Below are 19,580 nucleotides of genomic sequence, written 5' to 3'. Positions count from 1 at the left end.
CTCCCGGTTTGATTTTTGCCTAGGCTGCGGGGGAGGTTCACAAAAGTCAAACATTTAATTGTCAGACATTTAAACAATTTGTTTGACCGTGCCGGGCAGCCTCTTTAGGTTTGGCGGGGTTCAGGCGAAAATGCGGAGGTTCTGTTGGCGATTGAATTCAACACGATTCAAAAAGAGGGCCTTTCGGTCCAGATCGCCAATGCCATCCGCAATGCCATTCTGGAAGGCCGGCTTGCCGGCGAGGAGCGCCTGCCAAGCGAAGCAGACCTGGCGGAACGCTTCGGCGTGTCACGCTCTACGGTGCGCGAGGCGCTGAAACGGCTTGCCGCCCAGAACCTGATCCGCAGCGAGCGTGGGTCTTCCGGCGGGGCTTTCGTCAATCGGATGACCTGGGCCGAGGCGCAGGACAACCTGATGACGACCACGCGCCTTCTGATCGGCATGAATGACATTCCGCTGGAAGATGCCATCGAGGCCCGCTTCGCGCTGGAAGCTGCCGCCCTGCCGCTGGCGGTGGAAAAACGCACCGACGAACAGCTTGCCGAGCTTGCCCGCGAGATTTCCCGGCAGAGAGACCGGGATACGAGCGACGAGGATTTCTGCGCGTCGGATGTTGCGTTTCATTCGGCGATAGCAAGGGCAACGGACAACCCGATCCTGATTTTCCAGTTGTCGGCCGCTTTCGAAGCCATGCAGCCGCTGATGAACATGCTGGTCTACCGTCTGCGCGACCGCGAGCGGATCGCCGACCTGCATCAGGCCCTGGCCGATGCGCTGGCAGCGCGGGACAGCGCCGGGGCCGCGCAGCATCTGGACGCCCTGTCGGCCTATACGCGGGAACTGGCAGCGCAAAGGCGCAAGCCGCGCAGCGCCTAGCGCCGCCTCTCACGCCTTATCTGTTCTTTCCGGAGCGACTCGGAAGGGCTGTTTCGGGTGGAAAACGGGCCGAAAACTCCGGTTTGTCAGCGCATTAAGGCATAGGTAACTCTACGGCATTGCCTGATCTCATCCTAAAGTATAATATAGACGAAAGTCGAAGTTCGAATCGTGGCGGATTTTCCTCCCGCGTCTGCCGAGACAGTCGCCGGATCCACCGCTCTTCGAAAAGCTCGGCTTTTGTGCACCCTGTCCCATCTGGCCCGGTGCAGAGATCCGAACAGAAGCCGCATCTGCATTGGCAGGGGCGGTCTTCACTTGAGGGAGAAGTGCCATGAAATTCTGGAGCATCGCCATCGTCGCCATGATCCTCGCCGGCGTCGCCGCCACAAAGGCCACCAACCCGAGCCACGCCCTGACCGACAGTTCCGTCGCCTCCGGCGTTCCGGTCACGACGCTGCACACACCGGTCACGCCGTAAGGCCACCGACACATTGCCGGCGCAGGCGCCTTTTGCCTGCGCGCCCAGACTTGTTTTATGCAACTTGCTTCGGCTGCATACCCTGCGCGCAGCCTTATATCCGGCCTTGAGCGATCTTAGCTCGGCCGTGCCTCGTCTCACATGATGACTTTGTTTGGAAACTGGTGACCCCTAAGTCGGAGTTGTCTTTCAAAGCATAGATTATGAGAGCGCTGTGCGCTAAGACCATATACAGAGCCTTAGATTCAAAGCACAAATAATATATAAAAAAATACAAATATATTTTCTTTGTGGTTTTAAGATTTCATTTAATGTATTCGCTGTTTCGGAGATAGTCTCACAAATATTGTTTCAAGTACTTTCTAAAATTATACAAGGTATATCTGGCCATCCTGCTGCTATTGCAATTGATGTTGTTGAGTTTCCATCAACTACTAAAAAATTTCCTTCATCAAAAGGACGTACAGAGATGGGTGATCTTTTACTTTGTGTTCCGGCATATGCAGCTGCCATCAATAATACGGCGTTCTCTATTCCCTTTGCTCTAGCTCGGCTTTGAATAAGCGCGGACGTCTTAATTGCAACACTACTTGCTAGATTCTTAAAGTATTGACTTGGAGAGTATTTTAGTTGACTGGCAGCCTTGTTGATTTCATCTGATAACGCTTGTAGCTCGATTGAGCCATCTTCCTTTAGAATCTTAATATGTCTCATATCAGCCCTCTGCAAAAAACTGGAAGTGCCGCAATTTTTCCACAATCTATGCCCATATGCCAACTGAACTTTTTTAGAAGGAATTAACCGTTTGTGAACCAAGCTAAAAGAGCTTATTAATTAAGTATCTATTTCGCGCTTGGGCGAACAGCGGTTCGATTGTAAGTTAATGGTCTCCCTATTGTGATCGAACTGGGTTCAGAAGGGAGAGAAGCTGAAAGGAGTGTAAATGCGGCCGATAATTAAAGGTGAGCAAGTTAAACGTCCAATTATCAAGCGCCCAATCATCAGATAGGATAATGGGGGCAGATAGCGATTGAGGGCAGCTAATCGAAGAGCGGATGATGTAATTTCGCTTTCCGATTAGCTGTCCAAATTGTTTTTGTTATGTTTTTAAGGTTTCTAGCTCGAAGTAGCGCCTCCAGCCAAGTTTTAAGTTGAGGTCCATATAGGCGTGTGAGAGCTGCTTCTCATCTGGAGTAGATAGATCCTTAGCTTGAATGCAATCCTCAATACCCTGACGCACTTCATCCATAGTTTTTGCAAAAGTAATTTTCATAAGACCCTGCGTATCTAAGATAGATGAATAGGCATCTGGTTCAGATTCAATTTTATAATAACTGAAACCGTCGCATAGGGCCTTTTCTATTTCTTTCTTTGTTTTATTTCTTATTTCTTCGTCTGCTGTTGGGCTATGATATTCCCGTTCAGTCATAAAGGATGCGCAATTTGTAATCATCATCATGCGTATATCATCTGGAAATTCTTCGTAATTCTTATCTTTTTGAAGGCGTTCTGAAAAATCAATGGCTGTATCTAAGTCTCCAATCACGTAAAACATGAGTGGTATTGCTGCTATTTCTTTTGGGAGAATCGAAGAAGATTTTAAGAGTTCCGGCGCGAAGTCCAATAAACGTTCAACTTGATTTTGCAGGAAGCGCGATAAATCGGGCTCATTACGCATACTCGCAATGCGGCCTGCCATCAACCAACCTTGCCTTACTTTGTTTTTGTCTTGGCAGCATTCTTCAACTGCGTTGGTCAGTTTTGTTATTTGCTTATTAGACGTAGGCTTTTTATTGATTGTCTCACTTGCAGCCTCAATTTCGGCATGGAGTTTTTTTATCTTTTCGTCTTCTTCTTCTGGCAATGCTTGGCTTGTGTAAGCCAACATTGTTCCAAATAGGTTATGTCTAGCAGCTCTCCGAGCCTCGCCCTCTACATCCCAGCCCGTTTTTATCAAATCACGAATCAAAATGCTCTGCTGCTCTAGATTTTCGACCGTATTTGCAATCGAGGCCATCAGCGAATTTAATCGTGGATCTAGCATTCCTGAAGGCTTATAAGTTAAATCGTGCATTTTTGCCGCCCACGCATCATGAAGCATGGTTTTAAACTGTATCTCGCATCTCAAGACAATTGCGTCAAAAGAAGAGAAGCAAACTACATGTGTTGCGTAATAGCCGCTCTTGTTCTTATGTTCCTCCGGCTTTTCTGATTTAATTCCATTTCTTCGCAGTTTTGTTCTAATTCTTTTTATGATTTCTACGATCTGATCGGGGTATTGAATAACTACTGTTAAGCCAATAATATCGTTTAATTCACGGAACCCATGCGCGCCTACGGGTAAACCTTTTTGGCGCACTTTGTTTACAATTTTTCTTGGGTCTTTGAATTCACTACCTCTTTGGGAGGTCCCGCGTGTATAGACATCGTCTATCGCGCCAATTCCCAATTCATTCTTTATTTGTTCGCAAGTGGATTTGATGTTGTCAAGCAACTTCATATAATCTTGTCGATACTTTGAGATGAAGTTTTCGGCGTCTGTTATTTGACTCATGCTAATACCTCCCTGTATCAACCTAGGATGGAAGAAATTTAATCAGTGCGTTATGGATGATGCACATTCAATAGGGCCAAGCAATAAACAGATCGAATTCCAAAATAATTTCGGCTGCGGTTCAACTGATCGTTGCTCAAAGGAAAAAACATCCACCCGAGTATCGCCTTTTTGCCTGAAGACGCTGGACAACGATGAAGACAGGGCACTGTTCAATCGAGCCCTGAACCTTTTGAGCCACGGCGCCTATCCTTGTGCTGGGTTTGGTCAATGTCCGCTCTAGCCGTGCTCAAACCCAAAGCCGACTTTCCGCTTGCGTGAAGAGTTTCGGGCGTCGTCAGAGGTACGAAAGTGTCCGAGGAACGAATTCGCGCGATACAGACAGTGGGCTATGGGGATTTCCTATTTCCGACCGGTCTTGTTCCGTACGTTGGTCGCTTGAGGGAGCGTATCGTCTGATACGTTTGCACCGCCAATTGCCGGTTTCGTGTGTTGCAAGTGATGTAGCCGCCCGGTTCTGATGATCATCGCAGCTGTTGGAATGGCTGCTTGGGCAAAGCGGAGCCTTCGACGAAGCGCAAATGCTCCGGGATGGTGTACATGTCCAGTTTGTCGGTACCGGGTCATGGCCAGGCTTACCGGCTTGATGCGGCGCAGTGCGGCGGTGCCCGGGGCTGTTGCAAGCGGGCAGGCCCGCTTGCCGAGACCTTGCCGCTCGCGCCCTCCCGCGCAGCGGGTTCGTTCCCCGGCCCCAATTAGGTTGCAAAACAGAGAACATAGCTACGGTGTCTGGCGCAACAAGCGTTATTGCTCGCTGCAATGTCAAAACGGTCTAGGCAGAGTGCTTAGTTCCGGTGGACGCTATCTATCAAAAGTGAAATTCATCCACAGATTAAGTTGTTGAAAATATTGGTGACCCCGGCGCGATTCGAACGCGCGACCCTCAGATTAGGAATCTGATGCTCTATCCTGCTGAGCTACGGGGCCTTGATGCGGTCGATTAGCATGATTTGGCGTCTGTGGCGACCCCTGGCTGCATCAGAGTGTGGGCTCTGGTGGGGATTGTTTCAGGTGGAGGCCGGGCGGGGGCGCGGGTGATGCGGCTGCCTCGTTACCGCGTCGTGCTGGTCGTCTCATTTTTACCGCTGTTTTACCGACCTGTCTTGGACTTGCCTTATTCGCTGCTTAGCAGTGCGGTTTGTCGTGACCGCTTTCTCAGCCTTGCCCGGTGCCATGCATGTTGCCGGGTGGCGTGTGCCTTGCGCCGTCTGCTTGCAGGAGGCGCGGTGGAAGAGGTTCGCGCCAGAAGCTGAAGGGATCGGACGTGTCGAAAGGGCGACAGACAGCGGGTTGGAAGAGGACGTTGCGGGTAATCAGCCTGCGTGCGGCCGGCGTTGCTGTGGTCGCCGGTTTTGCGGGCGTTGTGGCCACGCCAGCAGCCTTTGCCGCTGACGAAGCGCTGCTTACGCCCTTGGATCCGATGAAGTCGGCTGCCGCTGCATGCGCCGGAACGCCGGAAAAGGCCGTTCCCGTGACTTTTGACAGCGATGAGGCCGTGCTTGTTTCAGCCTCCGGAGCGCGCTTTTTTGCAGGCGATATCCAGATGCCTGCGCCAGCTGCAGAAATCGCGGGTCGACAAAATGGCGGTGACGAAAGCTTGCGCGCCTTTTTGACCTCCCGACCGGATGTTGAACTGACGGCTGTCCCTGCAGGACCGGAAAACCGCTGGGGACTGACGCCCGGTTGGGTGCTCGCCTCATCCGGGACTGGCGGCGATGCCGCGCTTCTGCAGGCGGAGCTCTTGAGGGCAGGCGTTGCCATCTTCGCGCCGGATCGTGCCGAGGCAGCCTGCGCGGATGCCTTGCGGGCTGCGGAAACAGAGGCCAGCCAGACCAAGGCGGGCCTGTGGGGAAAGAGCGCACCGCGGCTTGTCTATTCTGCTGATGCGCCGAAGTCTTTCACCAGCGCTTTCGGGCACTATGTTATTGCGAGGGGGCGTATTGTTTCTCTTGGAAAAACACGCAGCACCCGTTATCTGAACTTCGGCAATTACTGGAAGACGGATTTCACGGTCACGTTGAAGGCCTCGGACGAGGACGACGTCAACACGGCCCTCGGGCGGTCCGGCTGGACGCTGGATGCCCTGGAAGGACAGGTTGTCGAAATACGCGGCTCCGTTCAGGATCGGGACGGGCCGTCTGTGGTGCTCCGGCATCCGGAGCAACTGGTGGTACTGAATGACAAAAGGGCAGGACGTGACGGCCAAAGCAGCAACTGATTTCCGTCAGCCGGCATGTTTGCCCGCACGGCGCGGCCTGCGCCGGGCCTGGGTGCGCACCCTTGTTGCAGGCGGGACCGCGCTTCTGGTGGCCTCCTGCCAGCTCCTTGGCGATGGTCCGACCGTCGGCACGGTGACGCCGGGCACCTTGCGCCCCAACCTTGCGGCCGATATCGGCGAGCGAGAGCATCCGCGCGTGGTGGCCACCTATGGCGGCGTCTACAAGGACCCCGGGGCGGAGCGCGCTGTCGCCAGCGTCGTTGGCCGGCTGGTGGCGGCCTCGGAAGATCCGTCGCAAAGCTACAAGATCACCATCCTGAATTCCCCGGCCATCAACGCCTTCGCACTGCCTGGGGGGTATCTCTACGTTACGCGTGGTTTGCTGGCCCTTGCCAATGACACGTCGGAAGTCGCCGCCGTGCTGTCGCACGAAATGGCCCATGTGACGGCCAATCACGCGATCAAGCGCCAGCAACGCGCCGAAGCCAAGCAGCTTGCCAACAAGATCCTGACCGATGTCGTGCAGGACAGTGAGGAGGCCCGCAAGGCGATCATCTCGTCGCAGCTTTCCTTTGCCCGCTTCAGCCAGGTGCAGGAGCTGGAGGCCGACGATATCGGCGTGAAGACGCTCGCAAGAGCCGGCTTCGACCCCTATGCGGCTGCCCGGTTCCTGCGGTCCATGGCGGCCTTCGCGCAATATCAGTCTGCCGACAAGTCGGGCTCGACCGCGCCAGACTTCCTGTCGTCGCACCCCTCGACGCCAGAACGGCTGCAGATCGCCATTCGCGCGGCGCGGCAGATCGGTGCGCCGGGCATCGGCGAGCGGGACCGCACGCGGTATCTCAGCCAGATCGACGGCATGCTGTTTGGTGACGATCCGCTGGAAGGCTTCGTCCGTGGCCGTTCGTTCCTGCACAAGGCGCTCGGCATCAGTTACACCGTGCCTGCCGGCTACATTCTGGAAAACACGCCTGAAGCCGTGCTGGCCAGCAATGGCGACGGCACGGCGATCCGCTTCGACGGTGCCGATGTCAGCAGCTATTCCAGCCTGCGCGACTATATGAATTCCGGCTGGATCAACGGGCTTCTGCCCGAAAGCGTGCGCGAGACGACGATCAACGGCCTGCCGGCGGTCACCGGGGCGGCCATCACCCAGGGCTGGTCCTTCCGCATTGCGGTGGTGCGGATCGGCAAGACAGGGTATCGCTTCATCTTCGCCAGCCGTTCGCCCAACGATACCTTCGACCGGGATTTCCATCAGACGGTGGAAAGTTTCCAGCAGCTTTCGCCCACCGAACGGGCCCGCCTGCGCTCGCTCAGGATCAAGGTCGTCACCGCGAAGCCGGGCGACACGGCGCGGAAACTGGCGATCGGCATGAGCGGTGTCGAGCCGTCGCGGCGGCTGGAATTCTTCACTATCCTGAACGACCTGGATGCGAACCAGCCGATCCCGGCCGGCACGGCCATCAAGCTGATCGTCGACTGACGGCTTGCCGAGCGGTTTCCCTGAACAGCTCAAAAAAAGGCGGACCAGAAGGCCCGCCTGTCAGAGTTACTTGGAGGAGATAGGTCAGGTGCTGTAGGCGGCCCGGTCGGGCTGCGCCGCCAGCAGGGCGGATTTCAGTTTTTCCATGGCCCGGCTTTCGATCTGGCGCACACGCTCCTTGGAAATGCCGAGCTTCACACCAAGCGATTCCAGGGTGGCGCCGTCTTCCGACAGGCGTCTTTCGCGCACGATCTTCAATTCACGTTCGCTGAGGACCTCCAGCGCAGAAGAAAGCCAGCGCTGGCGGCGTTCGGTGTCGATGCTGACCGTGACGATTTCGTCCGGAAGCGGGGCATCGGACACGAGGAAGTCCTGGCGGTCGGCACTGGAGCCTTCGCTGTCGGTCACCGGGGCATTCAAGGAGGTGTCGGGACCGGACAGACGCGCGTTCATCAGTGCAACGTCGGACTGTTTGACGCCAATGGCATCTGCGATCTTCTGATGCAGCTCGCTGTCCGTGAGCGGTGTCTGATTGCCGGAGAGCTTCGCGCGCAAGCGCCGAAGGTTGAAGAACAGGGCTTTCTGGGAGGAGGAAGTGCCACCGCGAACGATCGACCAGTTGCGCAGGATATAATCCTGAATGGAGGCGCGGATCCACCATGTGGCGTAGGTGGAAAAGCGGACTTCCCGTTCCGGTTCGAACCTGGCGGCCGCTTCCAGCAGGCCGACGTGGCCTTCCTGGATCAGGTCACCCAGTGACAGGCCGAAGTTGCGAAAGCGCGAGGCAACGGCAATGACCAGGCGCATGTGCGACAGAGACAATTTCTCAAGCGCTTTTTCATCCCGTTCCTGGCGCCAGCGTATCGCCAGCTCCAGTTCTTCCTCACGCGTGAGGTAGGGCGCTTTCATTGCGGCTCTGACCAGTTGACGTTTTTCGCTCTGGGACATGATCGACGCTCCGATATGTTATCGGGGGAAATACGTACCGAAGCGTAGGTTAGATCACTTATCGATTCCGTTGGGGCAGTTTTTGCACACATTCGCGTGAACGGACCGCAAAGATGCAGCCTTAAATGGAAAAGGGCCCGGATTTCTCCAGGCCCTCGTCGTCTTTTTCGTAAGGAAAGTCCGCCTGGATCAAGCGGCTTCTTCCTTGTCCTCGTCGTCTTCCGCTGCAGCTTCTTCAGCGGCTTTGATGCGGCTCGGAGATTTTGCCAGGTTCTGTTCGATCTGCTTGACCGCTTCGGTTTCGGAACATTTGTTCACTGCCGCGATTTCGCGGGCCATACGGTCAAGCGCAGCTTCGTAGAGCTGGCGTTCAGAGTAGGACTGTTCCGGCTGGTTTTCAGAGCGGAAAAGATCGCGAACCACTTCAGAGATCGAGATCAGGTCGCCGGAGTTGATCTTGGCTTCATATTCCTGAGCGCGGCGGCTCCACATCGTCCGCTTCACGCGCGGGCGGCCACGAACGGTCTCGAGAGCCTTCTTGACGGCCGCAGGGTCGCCAAGCTTGCGCATGCCGACGGAGGCAATCTTTGCCACCGGGACACGAAGGGTCATCTTGTCCTGTTCAAAAACGATCACGAGCAACTCCAAAGAGTGACCTGCAACCTTCTGCTCTTCAATGGCGGTAATCTGGCCGACGCCATGCGCCGGATAAACAATGTACTCGCCTGTCTTGAAACCTTGGCGCTGCGCGGTCTTTTTGGTGTTCGTTGCCATACTCGTATTCTCTCCTGCGCAGTTGGCGGTCCGGGTTCGGACCGATGACGGACCGCGGTGCGGTCCCCTGTTCTTGTGCGACACGTACCCCGCAGTGCGATCCACAATGGAACGCCTGTTGATATGCGGCGTGTCAGGGCTGGTCAGTCGACGTTTTCCACTCTAGAACCTTGATCAGTCGTATGCGCTGCCGGGAGCTTGAGCTGTCCGGTTGTGAAGATCCGGAACAGTTTTCAAAGACTCCGTTTTGGGGGTTGTTCTCGTGGTTGGCGACTATCTTCCATGTGTACCACACTTTTGTGGAAAATTAAAGTACTGAGCTTTGTTGGTGCTAAAACACCACAACGGCCCCACCCGGTCGCCCCGGGCAGGTGCCTGAAAATCATGGAAGAATCACTGTTTTAAGCGGTTCTCATTTGTCTTGCGGCAGTCTGCCGCACAAGCATTTTACGCGAATCAGGAAGCAGGATTCGGCGAAAAGAACTTTTCAAACTTGTTTTCCTTGCCGTCAAACTCTTCAGCGTCCGGCAAAGGATCTTTTTTCTCGGTGATGTTCGGCCACTTTTCAGAGTATTCGGCGTTGATCTCGATCCATTTCTCGAGGCCGGGCTCCGTGTCCGGCAAAATTGCCTCCGCCGGGCATTCCGGCTCGCAGACACCGCAGTCGATACATTCGTCCGGATTGATGACGAGGAAATTCTCACCCTCGTAGAAACAGTCCACCGGGCAGACTTCAACACAGTCGGTGTATTTGCATTTGATGCAATTGTCCGTGACGACGTAGGTCATCGCTATCCTCATTCGGCGCCGGGCGGTCTGCAGCCGTTTCGCGCAAGGCCCTGGCGGTCAGTTTCGTGCCGCTCTTTCAAAGAAGGCGCACGTATAACGTCTGGTGCAGATGTTGGGTATCGTTTTTGTCAAACGGGCGCAAGCGCTCTGGATGACGCAGTCCGGGCCGGAAAGAGAAAGTTTTTCTGTTTTCGGGCCTCTGGCGGGAAACGGTGTCAGTCGCCGCTGCGGAACGCGTCTATTTTCCGTCGCTCTCGCTTGGTCGGACGGCCTGCGCCGGCATCACGCTGTGCGGGCGCGGCTGGCGGCGGGGCGTCTTTCGGCGGGGGTGGAGGCGACAGATCCTCATACAGCTTGCGGGCTTCTTCATAGGGGCCGCGTCTGCTTCCGAGGGCAAGGATCTTCAGGACAAGGATGCGGCGCTCCAGGCCGATCGTCAGAACGTCACCGGTCCGCACTGTCTTGCTGGCGGAATCGATCTTGTCCTTGTTCACCCGGACATGACCGGATGTTGCCAGCTTCTGGGCAAGGGAGCGGGATTTGGTGACCCTGGCGTACCAGAGCCACTTGTCGATGCGCAGGCTGCCACCGGCAGCATTGTTATCAGGCGCAGGAATTACTTTTTGTCCTTGCTGTCCATGTTCGCCTTGAGGGCCATCAGGGCCGCGAAGGGCGAATTCGGATCAATCGGCTTGTCCCTTGGAGCCTTGTCGCGGCGGTTACCGCCGTCAAAGCCCTTCTGGCCGCCATGGCCACCACGGCCGCGGCCTTCGCCTTTCGGTCCGCCCTTGCCGTGACGCTTTTCGCCCTGACCACCTTTCGGTCCATGACCCTGGCCCTGACCTTGGCTCCGGCGATTGTCGCCACCGCGGCGTTGGTCCTGACGACCGCGCGGACGGCGGTCGTGCCGACCCGGACGCCAGATCTCGATGGTCACGGTTTCCAGCTCAGCGGCACCTTCAGCCGCTTCGCCGTCTGCCTTTGCTTCCGGAGCAGCTTCCACAGCGGTCGTGTCAGCAGGGGCTTCAGCGGTTTCGCCTTCGGCAGGTGCTTCGGCATCACCGGCAGGTGCTTCTACGGTCTCGCTCGCAGGCGCTGCGTCAGCGGCAGGTTCTTCCGCGGGCGCTTCGGTGCTTTCCGCGCTGGCAGGCTCGGCCGCCGCGTTCACAGCCGGTGCCTCGTCGGCGGCAGTTTCGGCAGGTTTGTCTGCTTCGTCTGCGGGCGTCTCTGCTGCGGGCGTTTCCGCAGCCTGAGGTTCGGTAGACTGCGTTTCAGTAGATTGCGTTTCCGGGGCTGCTTCCGCTGCCGGTTTGGCTGCGGCAGGGCGCTGCACTTCCTTCGTCTCGGACCGGTAGCCGAGAGACTTCAACACGGCGGCGAAGTCCTCGCCGGCGCACCCGAGCAGGGACGTCATGGCAACGGGGACGGTAAAGCCGCCGCCGGTTGCAACCGCACCTTCCGGCGGGCTGACTTCCGCATCGAGCGGCTTCCAGGCGATCAGCGGACGGATCAGGTCGGCCAGGCGTTCCAGAAAGTCGACGCGAACGGCGCGCGGGCCGCACACGCGGAATCCGACAACCTTGTAAAGCGCCTTGTCGATGGTCTCGTCCACCGGAATGGAGGTGCGGCCGGACGCGGAAAGCTGCGGCAGTTCGGCCATGCCGTTCATGTCCAGCGAGCCGTGCTTCAAGGCCCAGAGCTGCGCCAGAAGCTGGCTCGGTGCCGGCTTCAGCAGGGCCGGCACGAACACGGTGTAAGCGCCAAAGCGGATGCCGTGCTTGCGCAGGCTGGCGCGCATGTCCTGATCCAGCTGACGAATTTCGTCGGCAGCTTCCTGGCGCTCCAGAATGCCGAGGCCTTCGACGATGCGGAAGGCGATGCCGCGGGCAAGGCCTTCCAGGCCTTCGCCGGCCTTCAGGTCCACAAGCGGTTTCAGCAGTGTATCGATCTGAGCCTTGACCCACAGGTCCAGCCGCGCCTGCACGTTGTCGCGTGCCGGGCCGGACAGATGTTCGTCCGCCAAAAGCAGAACGACCGGTGCCAGCACGTCTTCCCCGGCAACAAGCTTTGCCACGGGTTCGCCACGCCAGCGGATCACCGCTTCGGAGGTGAGGACGAAATCGGAGTTCTCGGACTTGCCGAGCTTGTCCGCACGGGACTCGATTTCGGTGGTCAGGGCTTTTTGCGCAGCGGCGCGTACGGTCTTGCCGTCCGGTCCTTCCGCTGCCGCGTCAGGGGCAAACCGGAAGCCAAGCAGATTTCCGATGTGCTGACCTTCCACGAGCACATCGCCGCTCGATGTAATTTCCGCTTCCAGCATTGCGTTCTCTCTCAAACGTCGCATCAATACACTTGTACGCCGATCCACGAACCGCTGCGTCAGCCGCTCGTGAAGGGCGTCAGATAGTTTGTCTTCTATGTCGCGTGTCTCGCCCTGCCAGTGGGCCGGATCGGCCAGCCAGTCGGGACGGTTGGCGACATAGGTCCAGGTCCGGATATGTGCAATCCGGTTTGCGAGAGTGTCGATATCACCATCTGTGCGGTCTGCGAAGGCCAATTGACGCGAGAACCAGTCATCGGCAATCGCATTGTCCTGCATCAGGTGGGTGTAAATGGTGTTCAGCAACTCTGCGTGGTTCGCCGGGGCGATCTTACGATAGTCGGGGACCTGACACACGTCCCATAGCAATTCGACCGCTTTTTGGCCCTTTGCCATGCCGGATATTGCGGGATCGCGCAATAAATGTTCAAGGGCGGTGATGTCGTCACCGATGGGTGCCCTGGCGAGACCCTCTTCCCGGGGCACCATGTCGAGGCTGGAACGCAAAGCGTTTGCCGACGAAAAATCCAGCGCACTGTTGCGCCATTGCAGCACTTTCAGGCTGTCGAAATGGTGACTTTCGATCTGTTCGACCAGATGGTCGTCCAGCGGATCGACCCGTCCGGTCACCCCGAAGGTGCCGTCCTTGGTGTGGCGGCCGGCCCGTCCGGCGATCTGGCCCATCTCCGAAGCGGTGAGCTGGCGGTACTGATAGCCGTCATATTTGCGGTTGCCGGCAAAGGCGATGTGATGGACATCGAGGTTGAGCCCCATGCCGATGGCATCGGTCGCCACCAGATGGTCGACATCGCCGTTCTGGAACAGTTCCACCTGGGCGTTGCGCGTGCGCGGGCTCAGCGACCCGAGCACCACGGCCGCCCCGCCGCGCTGGCGGCGGATAAGCTCGGCAATGGAGTAAACTTCATCGGACGAAAAGGCGACGATGGCGGACCGGGCTGGCAGGCGCGAAACCTTCTTGGAACCCGCATATTCCAGCACCGACATGCGCGGCCGCGTGACCACGTTGAGGCCCGGCAGCAGCTTTTCCAGCAGCGGACGGGCAGTGGCCGCGCCCAGCAGAAGTGTTTCGGACTGACCGCGCACATTCAGGATGCGATCGGTAAAGACGTGGCCGCGATCGAGGTTGCCGGCAAGCTGCACCTCGTCGATGGCGACGAAGTCCGTCTTCAGGTCCAGCGGCATGGCTTCAACCGTCGACACCCAGAAGCGCGGGTTCTTCGGGACGATCTTTTCCTCGCCGGTGATCAGGGCCACCGCGTCCGGACCGGCACGGTCGGCCACACGGTTATAGACTTCGCGCGCGAGCAGGCGCAGCGGCAGTCCGATCAGCCCGGAAGGCTGGGCCAGCATGCGTTCGATGGCGAGATGGGTCTTGCCGGTATTGGTCGGTCCGAGCACGGCCGTCACTGTGCGGGACCGGGCAGACGGCGGCAGCGGCATGGTCTGGGGGCGGGGCATGGAGAGGCTTGTGATCGGCTTTCTTCGGACCGGCGCAAACGGGTGGCGCCTATATCTGGTGTGGCGTGTCTAGCACAGCCGAGGCGGGCATGTCCTTATTCTTTTGGCCAGTCAGTCAGGTTTTTGGCGGTTGAAAAATGTTGTGGAGAACGACTCTGGAACAAACCGAAACCGAATCGGCTACTCCGGACGATTCAGGATTTGTTCCCTACGACATGTGGTTTCAAGTGTGGGCAGAGGCACCAAATCGTGAATCTCGTCAAGAACTTGAGTCATTTTGAGCGGGGGCTGCTGATTTGGCTCGAATCTCTGTCAATGATTAATTTTTGGAAAACGCCGATGTGCCCTTTCGGGCGGATGGCGTTTACTTCGGCACACAGGGTGAACGAATCCCGTCCGAATCGGTGATTCAAGCCGGTTGCGGATTTGTTCTCACAAGATCTAGTGGGCTTGCCGCGGGTTTCTGTCTAGTCGGGCGGGACGGCTGCCGAGGCTTTTGCGGTGTCTGACAGGAATGTGTCCCGAAATGGCTCGCGTTTGCCGGAAGGTCGGTTTTGGAGGCAACGGCCGCTGGTTCGCTGACTCAATTGCTGCGCTGCACCTTTTTCGAAAAGTCCGACAGTCTCTGGATTTAAATCGAATTAATGTTCGTTTTCCGCCGGTTACGGGCGCAGGCGCAAAAATTTTTTCCAGGTTAAAAAAGGGACATGGCTTCTGGCCCTTTTCAAGTGCGTCCGACCAAAGTAGAAATCTTGCCGAAACAGGCTTTTGTTTTGCGCAAAATTAGGGGGAGAAGGCGTTTGGCGATAACAAAAATTCTCGTTGCTAACCGGTCTGAAATCGCGATCCGGGTGTTCCGTGCGGCCAACGAACTGGGCATGAAGACCGTCGCGATCTATGCCGAGCAGGACAAACTGGCCTTGCACCGGTTCAAGTCCGATGAGGCGTATCAGGTCGGCAAGGGGCTCGGGCCCATCGAGGCGTACCTCTCCATCGACGAGATTATCCGGGTTGCCAAACTCTCCGGCGCAGACGCCATTCACCCCGGTTACGGCCTCCTGTCCGAAAGCCCCGAGTTCGTGGACGCCTGCGAGGAAGCGGGCATCACCTTCATCGGTCCCAAGTCGGAAACCATGCGCCGTCTTGGCAACAAGGTGGCCGCCCGCAATCTGGCTATCGAGGCCGGTGTGCCGGTGATGCCGGCCACCGATCCGCTGCCGGACGACATGGACGAGATCAAGCGCCAGGCCGCCGAAATCGGCTATCCGGTCATGCTCAAGGCCTCCTGGGGCGGCGGCGGCCGCGGCATGCGCGTCATTCCGGACGAGGCGACCCTTTCCAAGGAAGTTGTGGCAGCCAAGCGCGAAGCCAAGGCAGCCTTCGGCAAGGACGAGATCTATCTGGAGAAGCTGGTTCAGCGGGCGCGCCACGTCGAAGTGCAGATCCTGGGTGACGGCGAGAACGTGGTTCATCTGTTCGAGCGCGACTGTTCCATTCAGCGCCGCCACCAGAAAGTGGTCGAGCGCGCCCCTGCGCCATATCTGTCGGCCAAAAAGCGGGCGGAGCTTTGCGAATACGGGCTGAAGATCGGCCGGGCGGTGAATTACCGGGGCGCCGGCACGGTCGAATTCCTGATGGATGCCGACACCGGCGATATCTACTTCATCGAGGTGAACCCGCGCGTTCAGGTGGAGCATACGGTGACGGAAGAAGTCACCGGTATCGATATCGTGCAGGCGCAGATCAAGATCTGCGAAGGCGAGAAGATCGGCACGCCGGAAAGCGGCGTTCCCTCCCAGGACCAGATCCAACTTCACGGCCATGCCCTGCAGTGCCGCATCACGACCGAAGACCCGGAGCAGAACTTCATTCCGGATTACGGCCGCATCACCGCCTATCGCGGGGCAACCGGCTTCGGCATCCGTCTGGATGGCGGCACGGCCTATTCCGGTGCGGTCATCACGCGCTTCTACGATCCGCTTCTGGAAAAGGTCACGGCCTGGGCCCCGACCGCGGAAGATGCCCGCAAACGCATGGACCGCGCCTTGCGCGAATTCCGCATCCGCGGTGTGGCCACCAACCTGGTGTTCCTGGAGAACATCATCAGCCACGCCGATTTCAAGGCCAACAACTACACGACCCGTTTCATTGACGAGACACCGGCGCTGTTCGAGCAGACCAAGCGTCAGGACCGGGCGACCAAGCTCCTGACCTATATCGCCGATGTGTCGGTGAACGGGCATCCGGAAACCAAGAGCCGTGCCCGTCCGCCGAAGGATGTCGCTGCGCCCGTCATCCCGAATTTCGGCGATGCCAAGCCGTCCGGCACACGTCAGCTGCTGGACGAATTGGGGCCGAAGGGCTTTGCCGACTGGATGAAGGGCCAGACACGGACGCTGGTGACCGATACCACCATGCGCGATGCGCATCAGTCACTGCTGGCCACCCGCATGCGCACCCACGACATCATCAACATTGCGGACGCCTATGCCGCCGGCCTGCCGAGCCTGTTCTCGCTGGAGTGCTGGGGCGGGGCGACCTTCGACGTCGCCATGCGCTTCCTGACCGAAAGCCCGTGGGAGCGCCTGCACAAGGTCCGCGAAAAAGCGCCGAACATCCTGCTGCAGATGCTGCTGCGCGGCTCCAACGGCGTCGGCTACACCAACTATCCGGACAATGTGGTCAAGTATTTCGTGGCGGAAGCTGCGGAAAACGGCATTGACCTTTTCCGCGTGTTCGACTGCCTCAACTGGGTGGAGAACATGCGTGTTTCCATGGACGCGGTCCAGGAAGCAGGCAAGCTGTGCGAAGGCGTGCTCTGCTACACCGGCGACATGCTGGACAGTGCCCGGCCGAAATACGACCTGAAATACTACGTCGGCCTTGCCAGGGAACTGGAAGCCGCCGGCGCGCATATCCTGGGCCTCAAGGACATGGCCGGCCTGTTGAAGCCGGAAGCCGCAAGGGTTCTGATCCGGACCTTGAAGCAGGAAGTCGGCCTGCCGATCCACTTCCACACGCATGACACCTCGGGCATTGCAGCGGCGACTGTTCTGGCTGCGGTCGAAGCGGGAGCGGATGCGGTGGATGCGGCCATGGACGCGCTGTCCGGCCTGACGTCCCAGCCATGCCTCGGTTCCATCGTGGAAGCCCTGCGCGGGTCTGAGCGCGATACCGGTCTCGATGCCAAGACCATCCGCCAGATCTCGTTCTACTGGGAAGCCGTGCGCACCCAATACCGGGCTTTCGAAAGCGACCTGCGTTTCGGCGCGTCGGAAGTCTACCTGCATGAAATGCCGGGCGGTCAGTTCACCAACCTCAAGGAACAGGCCCGTTCGCTCGGTCTGGAAACCCGCTGGCACGAGGTGGCGCAGGCCTATGCCGACGTCAACATGATGTTCGGCGACATCGTCAAGGTGACGCCGTCTTCCAAGGTCGTCGGCGACATGGCACTGATGATGGTCAGCCAGGGGCTGAGTGTGGCTGAGGTCGAGGATCCGGCCAAGGACGTGGCGTTCCCGGACAGCGTCGTCAAGATGCTGCACGGCGATCTCGGCCAGTCTCCGGGCGGGTGGCCGGAAGCGCTTCAGAAAAAGGTTCTGAAGGGCGAGGCCCCGATTACCGTTCGCCCCGGTTCGCTCTTGAAGGAGGCCGATCTGGATGCGGAGCGCAAGACGGTTTCCGATAAGACCGGCCACGACATCAGCGACATCGAGCTTGCCTCCTATCTGATGTACCCGAAGGTGTTCACAGACTTCGACAAGGCCCAGCAGCAATACGGCCCGACCTCCGTCTTGCCGACCCCGGTCTATTTCTACGGTCTGGAGCCGGGCGACGAGATCTCCGTCGACCTGGAAGCAGGCAAGACGCTGGTGATCCGCTGCCAGGCGATTGGCGAAACCGACGAGAAGGGCGAGAAGAAGGTCTTCTTCGAGCTCAACGGCCAACCACGCATTATCAAGGTTCCGGACCGCGCCCACGGCGCAACCGGTGCCGCCACGATGCGCAAGGCCGAGGACGGAAACACCGCCCATGTCGGCGCACCGATGCCGGGCGTGATCTCCACGGTGGCGGTCACCGCCGGACAGGACGTTACCGCAGGTGACGTGCTGGTCTCGATCGAAGCCATGAAAATGGAAACCGCGCTCCACGCCGAACGCGATGGCAAGGTGAAGGAAGTCCTGGTGTCACCGGGCTCCCAGATCGACGCCAAGGACCTTCTGGTCGTCTTCGAAAGCTAAAACGCTTGCGATAGCAATATCAAAGGCCGCCCGGAGCCATTTCGGGCGGCTTTTTTGTTTCGTTAGCGTCCGTCACTGGAGGTGCGGGGCGAGTAAAGCGATTTTCCGGTGATAATTGTTGCCGAATTCGAGGCGTTTGAGCTCCCACCAATGTCATTCCGGACAAGTGCAAAATCGTTGCACGCAGATCCGGAATCCAGACATATGTCGCGCTGAAAGCGCGTCGATATTTCAGCTTGAGTATTCGGCGTTCGCTGCGCTCACGCTGATGTCTGGATTCCGGATCAGCACTCGGCTCCGCCTCGCTTGTCCGAAATGACGGTGAAGGAGGCTCCAGACCGAGTTAAAGGCCTGTCTTGGCGCGCTTTTTTAACGGCCTCCAGACTAAAGATTGTCATCCCGGGCGAAGCGTAGCGCAGACCCGAGATCCAGCATTCCTGGGCAAGTGCAAATTGCTTGCAGCGCTGAATTATCCTGGGGCACCGCCCGCGTTTCCTGTGAAAACGTGTGTGGGGTAACAAGAGACGATGGCCGAGTTTCTTTGAATGTTTGCCTGGAAGCTGCTCAGGCTTTCGCTTGGCCAAAGGCTAAAGCCGCTTCGACAGCCCAACCTTTTCCAGCTCGATCTTCAGGATCGGATCGAAGCTGATCTGCCGCCACTCTTCCCGATATCCTAGATGGTGGTAAAGGCCGAAAGCACGGCTATTCAGCGCGGCGACCTGGATGTGGGCGACGGGGTGACCGCGACCGAGGACCTCTGTTTCAAGTGCTCTGACCAAGGTTGAACCAACACCGCGCCCCTCGAAGGCAGGAGCGACCCAGATGTCGGAGATGGTGTCATCGGCGTGTTCGCAGGCGCCGATGCCTGCAGGTTCGCTGTTGATTGTCCCGACGATCACCGCAGGCCCGAGTGTCTTGAGAAAGGGGAGGAAGGGATTGTCAGCAAGGATCTCCTGACGGACCTTGTCCGGGACAAGAGGAGCGATGCCGTTCAGCCATGCCTCCAGGCCAATGCGAGCCAGAGTTTCTGTTTCTTCTGGCCGGGCGTTGTGAAGGTGAATGACTGAACGGTCCAAAACGTGCGTTACTCCCGCTTCTGAATGATTGCCAGAAGCTTGCTGTTTCGGTTTTTCTGCATAGTCAGCCTCAACCTGAAGAGCCGCGCAAGCGTCGCGAAGGATTGAACGCTTGGGACACCCATTTCAAAAGCCGCGCAGGATCATTTCGGGCAACTTTTGTTTTCCTTTCGTCTGTCACTGGAGGGGAGAGGCGCAGGCGAGTCCGGTGATGTTCCGGTTATAATTGTTGCCGAATTCGAGGCGTTTGAGCTCCCACCAATGTCATTCCGGACAAG

13 protein-coding genes and 1 tRNA gene are annotated in these 19,580 nt (G+C 57.8%); 5 read left to right on the top strand and 9 right to left on the bottom strand.

Annotated features, from left to right (window positions below):
* Positions 1-144 precede the first annotated feature (144 nt).
* Both SIAM614_RS17695 and SIAM614_RS32060 read left to right on the top strand, forming a co-directional pair.
* A complete protein-coding gene (locus SIAM614_RS17695; RefSeq protein ID WP_006936612.1) occupies positions 145-876 on the top strand; it encodes a FadR/GntR family transcriptional regulator in 732 nt (243 codons plus the stop codon).
* Between the two features lie 334 nt (positions 877-1,210).
* On the top strand, positions 1,211-1,357 hold the full coding sequence (locus SIAM614_RS32060; protein WP_006936611.1) for a hypothetical protein: 147 nt from the start codon (positions 1,211-1,213) through the stop codon (positions 1,355-1,357).
* 351 nt (positions 1,358-1,708) lie between these two features.
* On the opposite strand, the gene SIAM614_RS32055 is transcribed toward SIAM614_RS32060, so the two are convergent.
* The 3 genes from SIAM614_RS32055 to SIAM614_RS17685 form a co-directional block, all read right to left on the bottom strand.
* The gene (locus SIAM614_RS32055) at positions 1,709-2,071 is read right to left on the bottom strand and encodes a ParB/Srx family N-terminal domain-containing protein (RefSeq protein ID WP_157139929.1); all 363 of its coding nucleotides are present in this window, start codon (positions 2,069-2,071) and stop codon (positions 1,709-1,711) included.
* A 385-nt stretch (positions 2,072-2,456) separates the two neighbouring features.
* Positions 2,457-3,911: a hypothetical protein gene (locus SIAM614_RS17690; RefSeq protein ID WP_006936610.1), complete on the bottom strand. Its 1,455-nt coding sequence runs from the start codon at positions 3,909-3,911 to the stop codon at positions 2,457-2,459.
* Positions 3,912-4,821: 910 nt separating this feature from the next.
* A tRNA-Arg gene (locus SIAM614_RS17685) sits at positions 4,822-4,898 on the bottom strand.
* A gap of 376 nt (positions 4,899-5,274) precedes the next feature.
* Between SIAM614_RS17685 and SIAM614_RS17680 the strand changes: the two genes are divergently transcribed.
* Together SIAM614_RS17680 and SIAM614_RS17675 are read left to right on the top strand one after the other, a co-directional pair.
* Complete coding sequence (locus tag SIAM614_RS17680) at positions 5,275-6,189, top strand: hypothetical protein (RefSeq protein ID WP_006936609.1); 915 nt, start codon at positions 5,275-5,277, stop codon at positions 6,187-6,189.
* The gene (locus SIAM614_RS17675; protein WP_081455287.1) at positions 6,149-7,675 is read left to right on the top strand and encodes a M48 family metalloprotease; all 1,527 of its coding nucleotides are present in this window, start codon (positions 6,149-6,151) and stop codon (positions 7,673-7,675) included. Before SIAM614_RS17680 ends, SIAM614_RS17675 begins: the two co-directional genes overlap by 41 nt.
* Positions 7,676-7,759: 84 nt before the next feature.
* Here SIAM614_RS17675 and SIAM614_RS17670 read toward each other — a convergent pair whose 3' ends face one another.
* From SIAM614_RS17670 to SIAM614_RS17650, 5 genes are all read right to left on the bottom strand, one after another.
* On the bottom strand, positions 7,760-8,623 hold the full coding sequence (locus SIAM614_RS17670) for an RNA polymerase factor sigma-32 (protein WP_006936607.1): 864 nt from the start codon (positions 8,621-8,623) through the stop codon (positions 7,760-7,762).
* Between the two features lie 189 nt (positions 8,624-8,812).
* Positions 8,813-9,397 carry a CarD family transcriptional regulator gene (locus SIAM614_RS17665; protein ID WP_006936606.1) on the bottom strand — a complete coding sequence of 195 codons (585 nt, stop codon included), beginning with the start codon at positions 9,395-9,397 and terminating at the stop codon, positions 8,813-8,815.
* Positions 9,398-9,853: 456 nt separating this feature from the next.
* Positions 9,854-10,186 (bottom strand): ferredoxin FdxA, encoded by a 333-nt coding sequence (fdxA, locus tag SIAM614_RS17660; protein WP_006936600.1) that lies wholly within the window; start codon positions 10,184-10,186, stop codon positions 9,854-9,856.
* Positions 10,187-10,401: 215 nt separating this feature from the next.
* The gene (locus tag SIAM614_RS17655; protein ID WP_085956406.1) at positions 10,402-10,767 is read right to left on the bottom strand and encodes an RNA-binding S4 domain-containing protein; all 366 of its coding nucleotides are present in this window, start codon (positions 10,765-10,767) and stop codon (positions 10,402-10,404) included.
* 35 nt (positions 10,768-10,802) lie between these two features.
* Positions 10,803-13,985: a DEAD/DEAH box helicase gene (locus SIAM614_RS17650; protein WP_006936596.1), complete on the bottom strand. Its 3,183-nt coding sequence runs from the start codon at positions 13,983-13,985 to the stop codon at positions 10,803-10,805.
* A gap of 800 nt (positions 13,986-14,785) precedes the next feature.
* On the opposite strand from SIAM614_RS17650, the gene pyc reads away from it, so the two are divergent.
* Positions 14,786-18,226 carry a pyruvate carboxylase gene (pyc, locus tag SIAM614_RS17645; protein WP_006936595.1) on the top strand — a complete coding sequence of 1,147 codons (3,441 nt, stop codon included), beginning with the start codon at positions 14,786-14,788 and terminating at the stop codon, positions 18,224-18,226.
* Between the two features lie 587 nt (positions 18,227-18,813).
* On the opposite strand, the gene SIAM614_RS17640 is transcribed toward pyc, so the two are convergent.
* Complete coding sequence (locus SIAM614_RS17640) at positions 18,814-19,302, bottom strand: GNAT family N-acetyltransferase (RefSeq protein ID WP_006936593.1); 489 nt, start codon at positions 19,300-19,302, stop codon at positions 18,814-18,816.
* Between the last annotated feature and the right edge of the window lie 278 nt (positions 19,303-19,580).

This window comes from Roseibium aggregatum IAM 12614 (genome assembly GCF_000168975.1).
Classification (GTDB): Bacteria; Pseudomonadota; Alphaproteobacteria; order Rhizobiales; family Stappiaceae; genus Roseibium; species Roseibium aggregatum.
This window is presented reverse-complemented; position numbering and strand designations above follow the sequence as displayed.

Excerpts from the sequence above, each read along its gene's own strand:
- SIAM614_RS32060 (WP_006936611.1), top strand. The coding sequence starts at position 1,211 with ATGAAATTCTGGAGCATCGCCATCGTCGCCATGATCCTCGCCGGCGTC.
- SIAM614_RS17675 (WP_081455287.1), top strand. The coding sequence starts at position 6,149 with ATGACAAAAGGGCAGGACGTGACGGCCAAAGCAGCAACTGATTTCCGT.
- SIAM614_RS17650 (WP_006936596.1), bottom strand. The coding sequence starts at position 13,985 with ATGCCCCGCCCCCAGACCATGCCGCTGCCGCCGTCTGCCCGGTCCCGC.
- SIAM614_RS17670 (WP_006936607.1), bottom strand. The coding sequence starts at position 8,623 with ATGTCCCAGAGCGAAAAACGTCAACTGGTCAGAGCCGCAATGAAAGCG.
- SIAM614_RS17690 (WP_006936610.1), bottom strand. The coding sequence starts at position 3,911 with ATGAGTCAAATAACAGACGCCGAAAACTTCATCTCAAAGTATCGACAA.
- SIAM614_RS17665 (WP_006936606.1), bottom strand. The coding sequence starts at position 9,397 with ATGGCAACGAACACCAAAAAGACCGCGCAGCGCCAAGGTTTCAAGACA.
- SIAM614_RS32055 (WP_157139929.1), bottom strand. The coding sequence starts at position 2,071 with ATGAGACATATTAAGATTCTAAAGGAAGATGGCTCAATCGAGCTACAA.
- fdxA (WP_006936600.1), bottom strand. The coding sequence starts at position 10,186 with ATGACCTACGTCGTCACGGACAATTGCATCAAATGCAAATACACCGAC.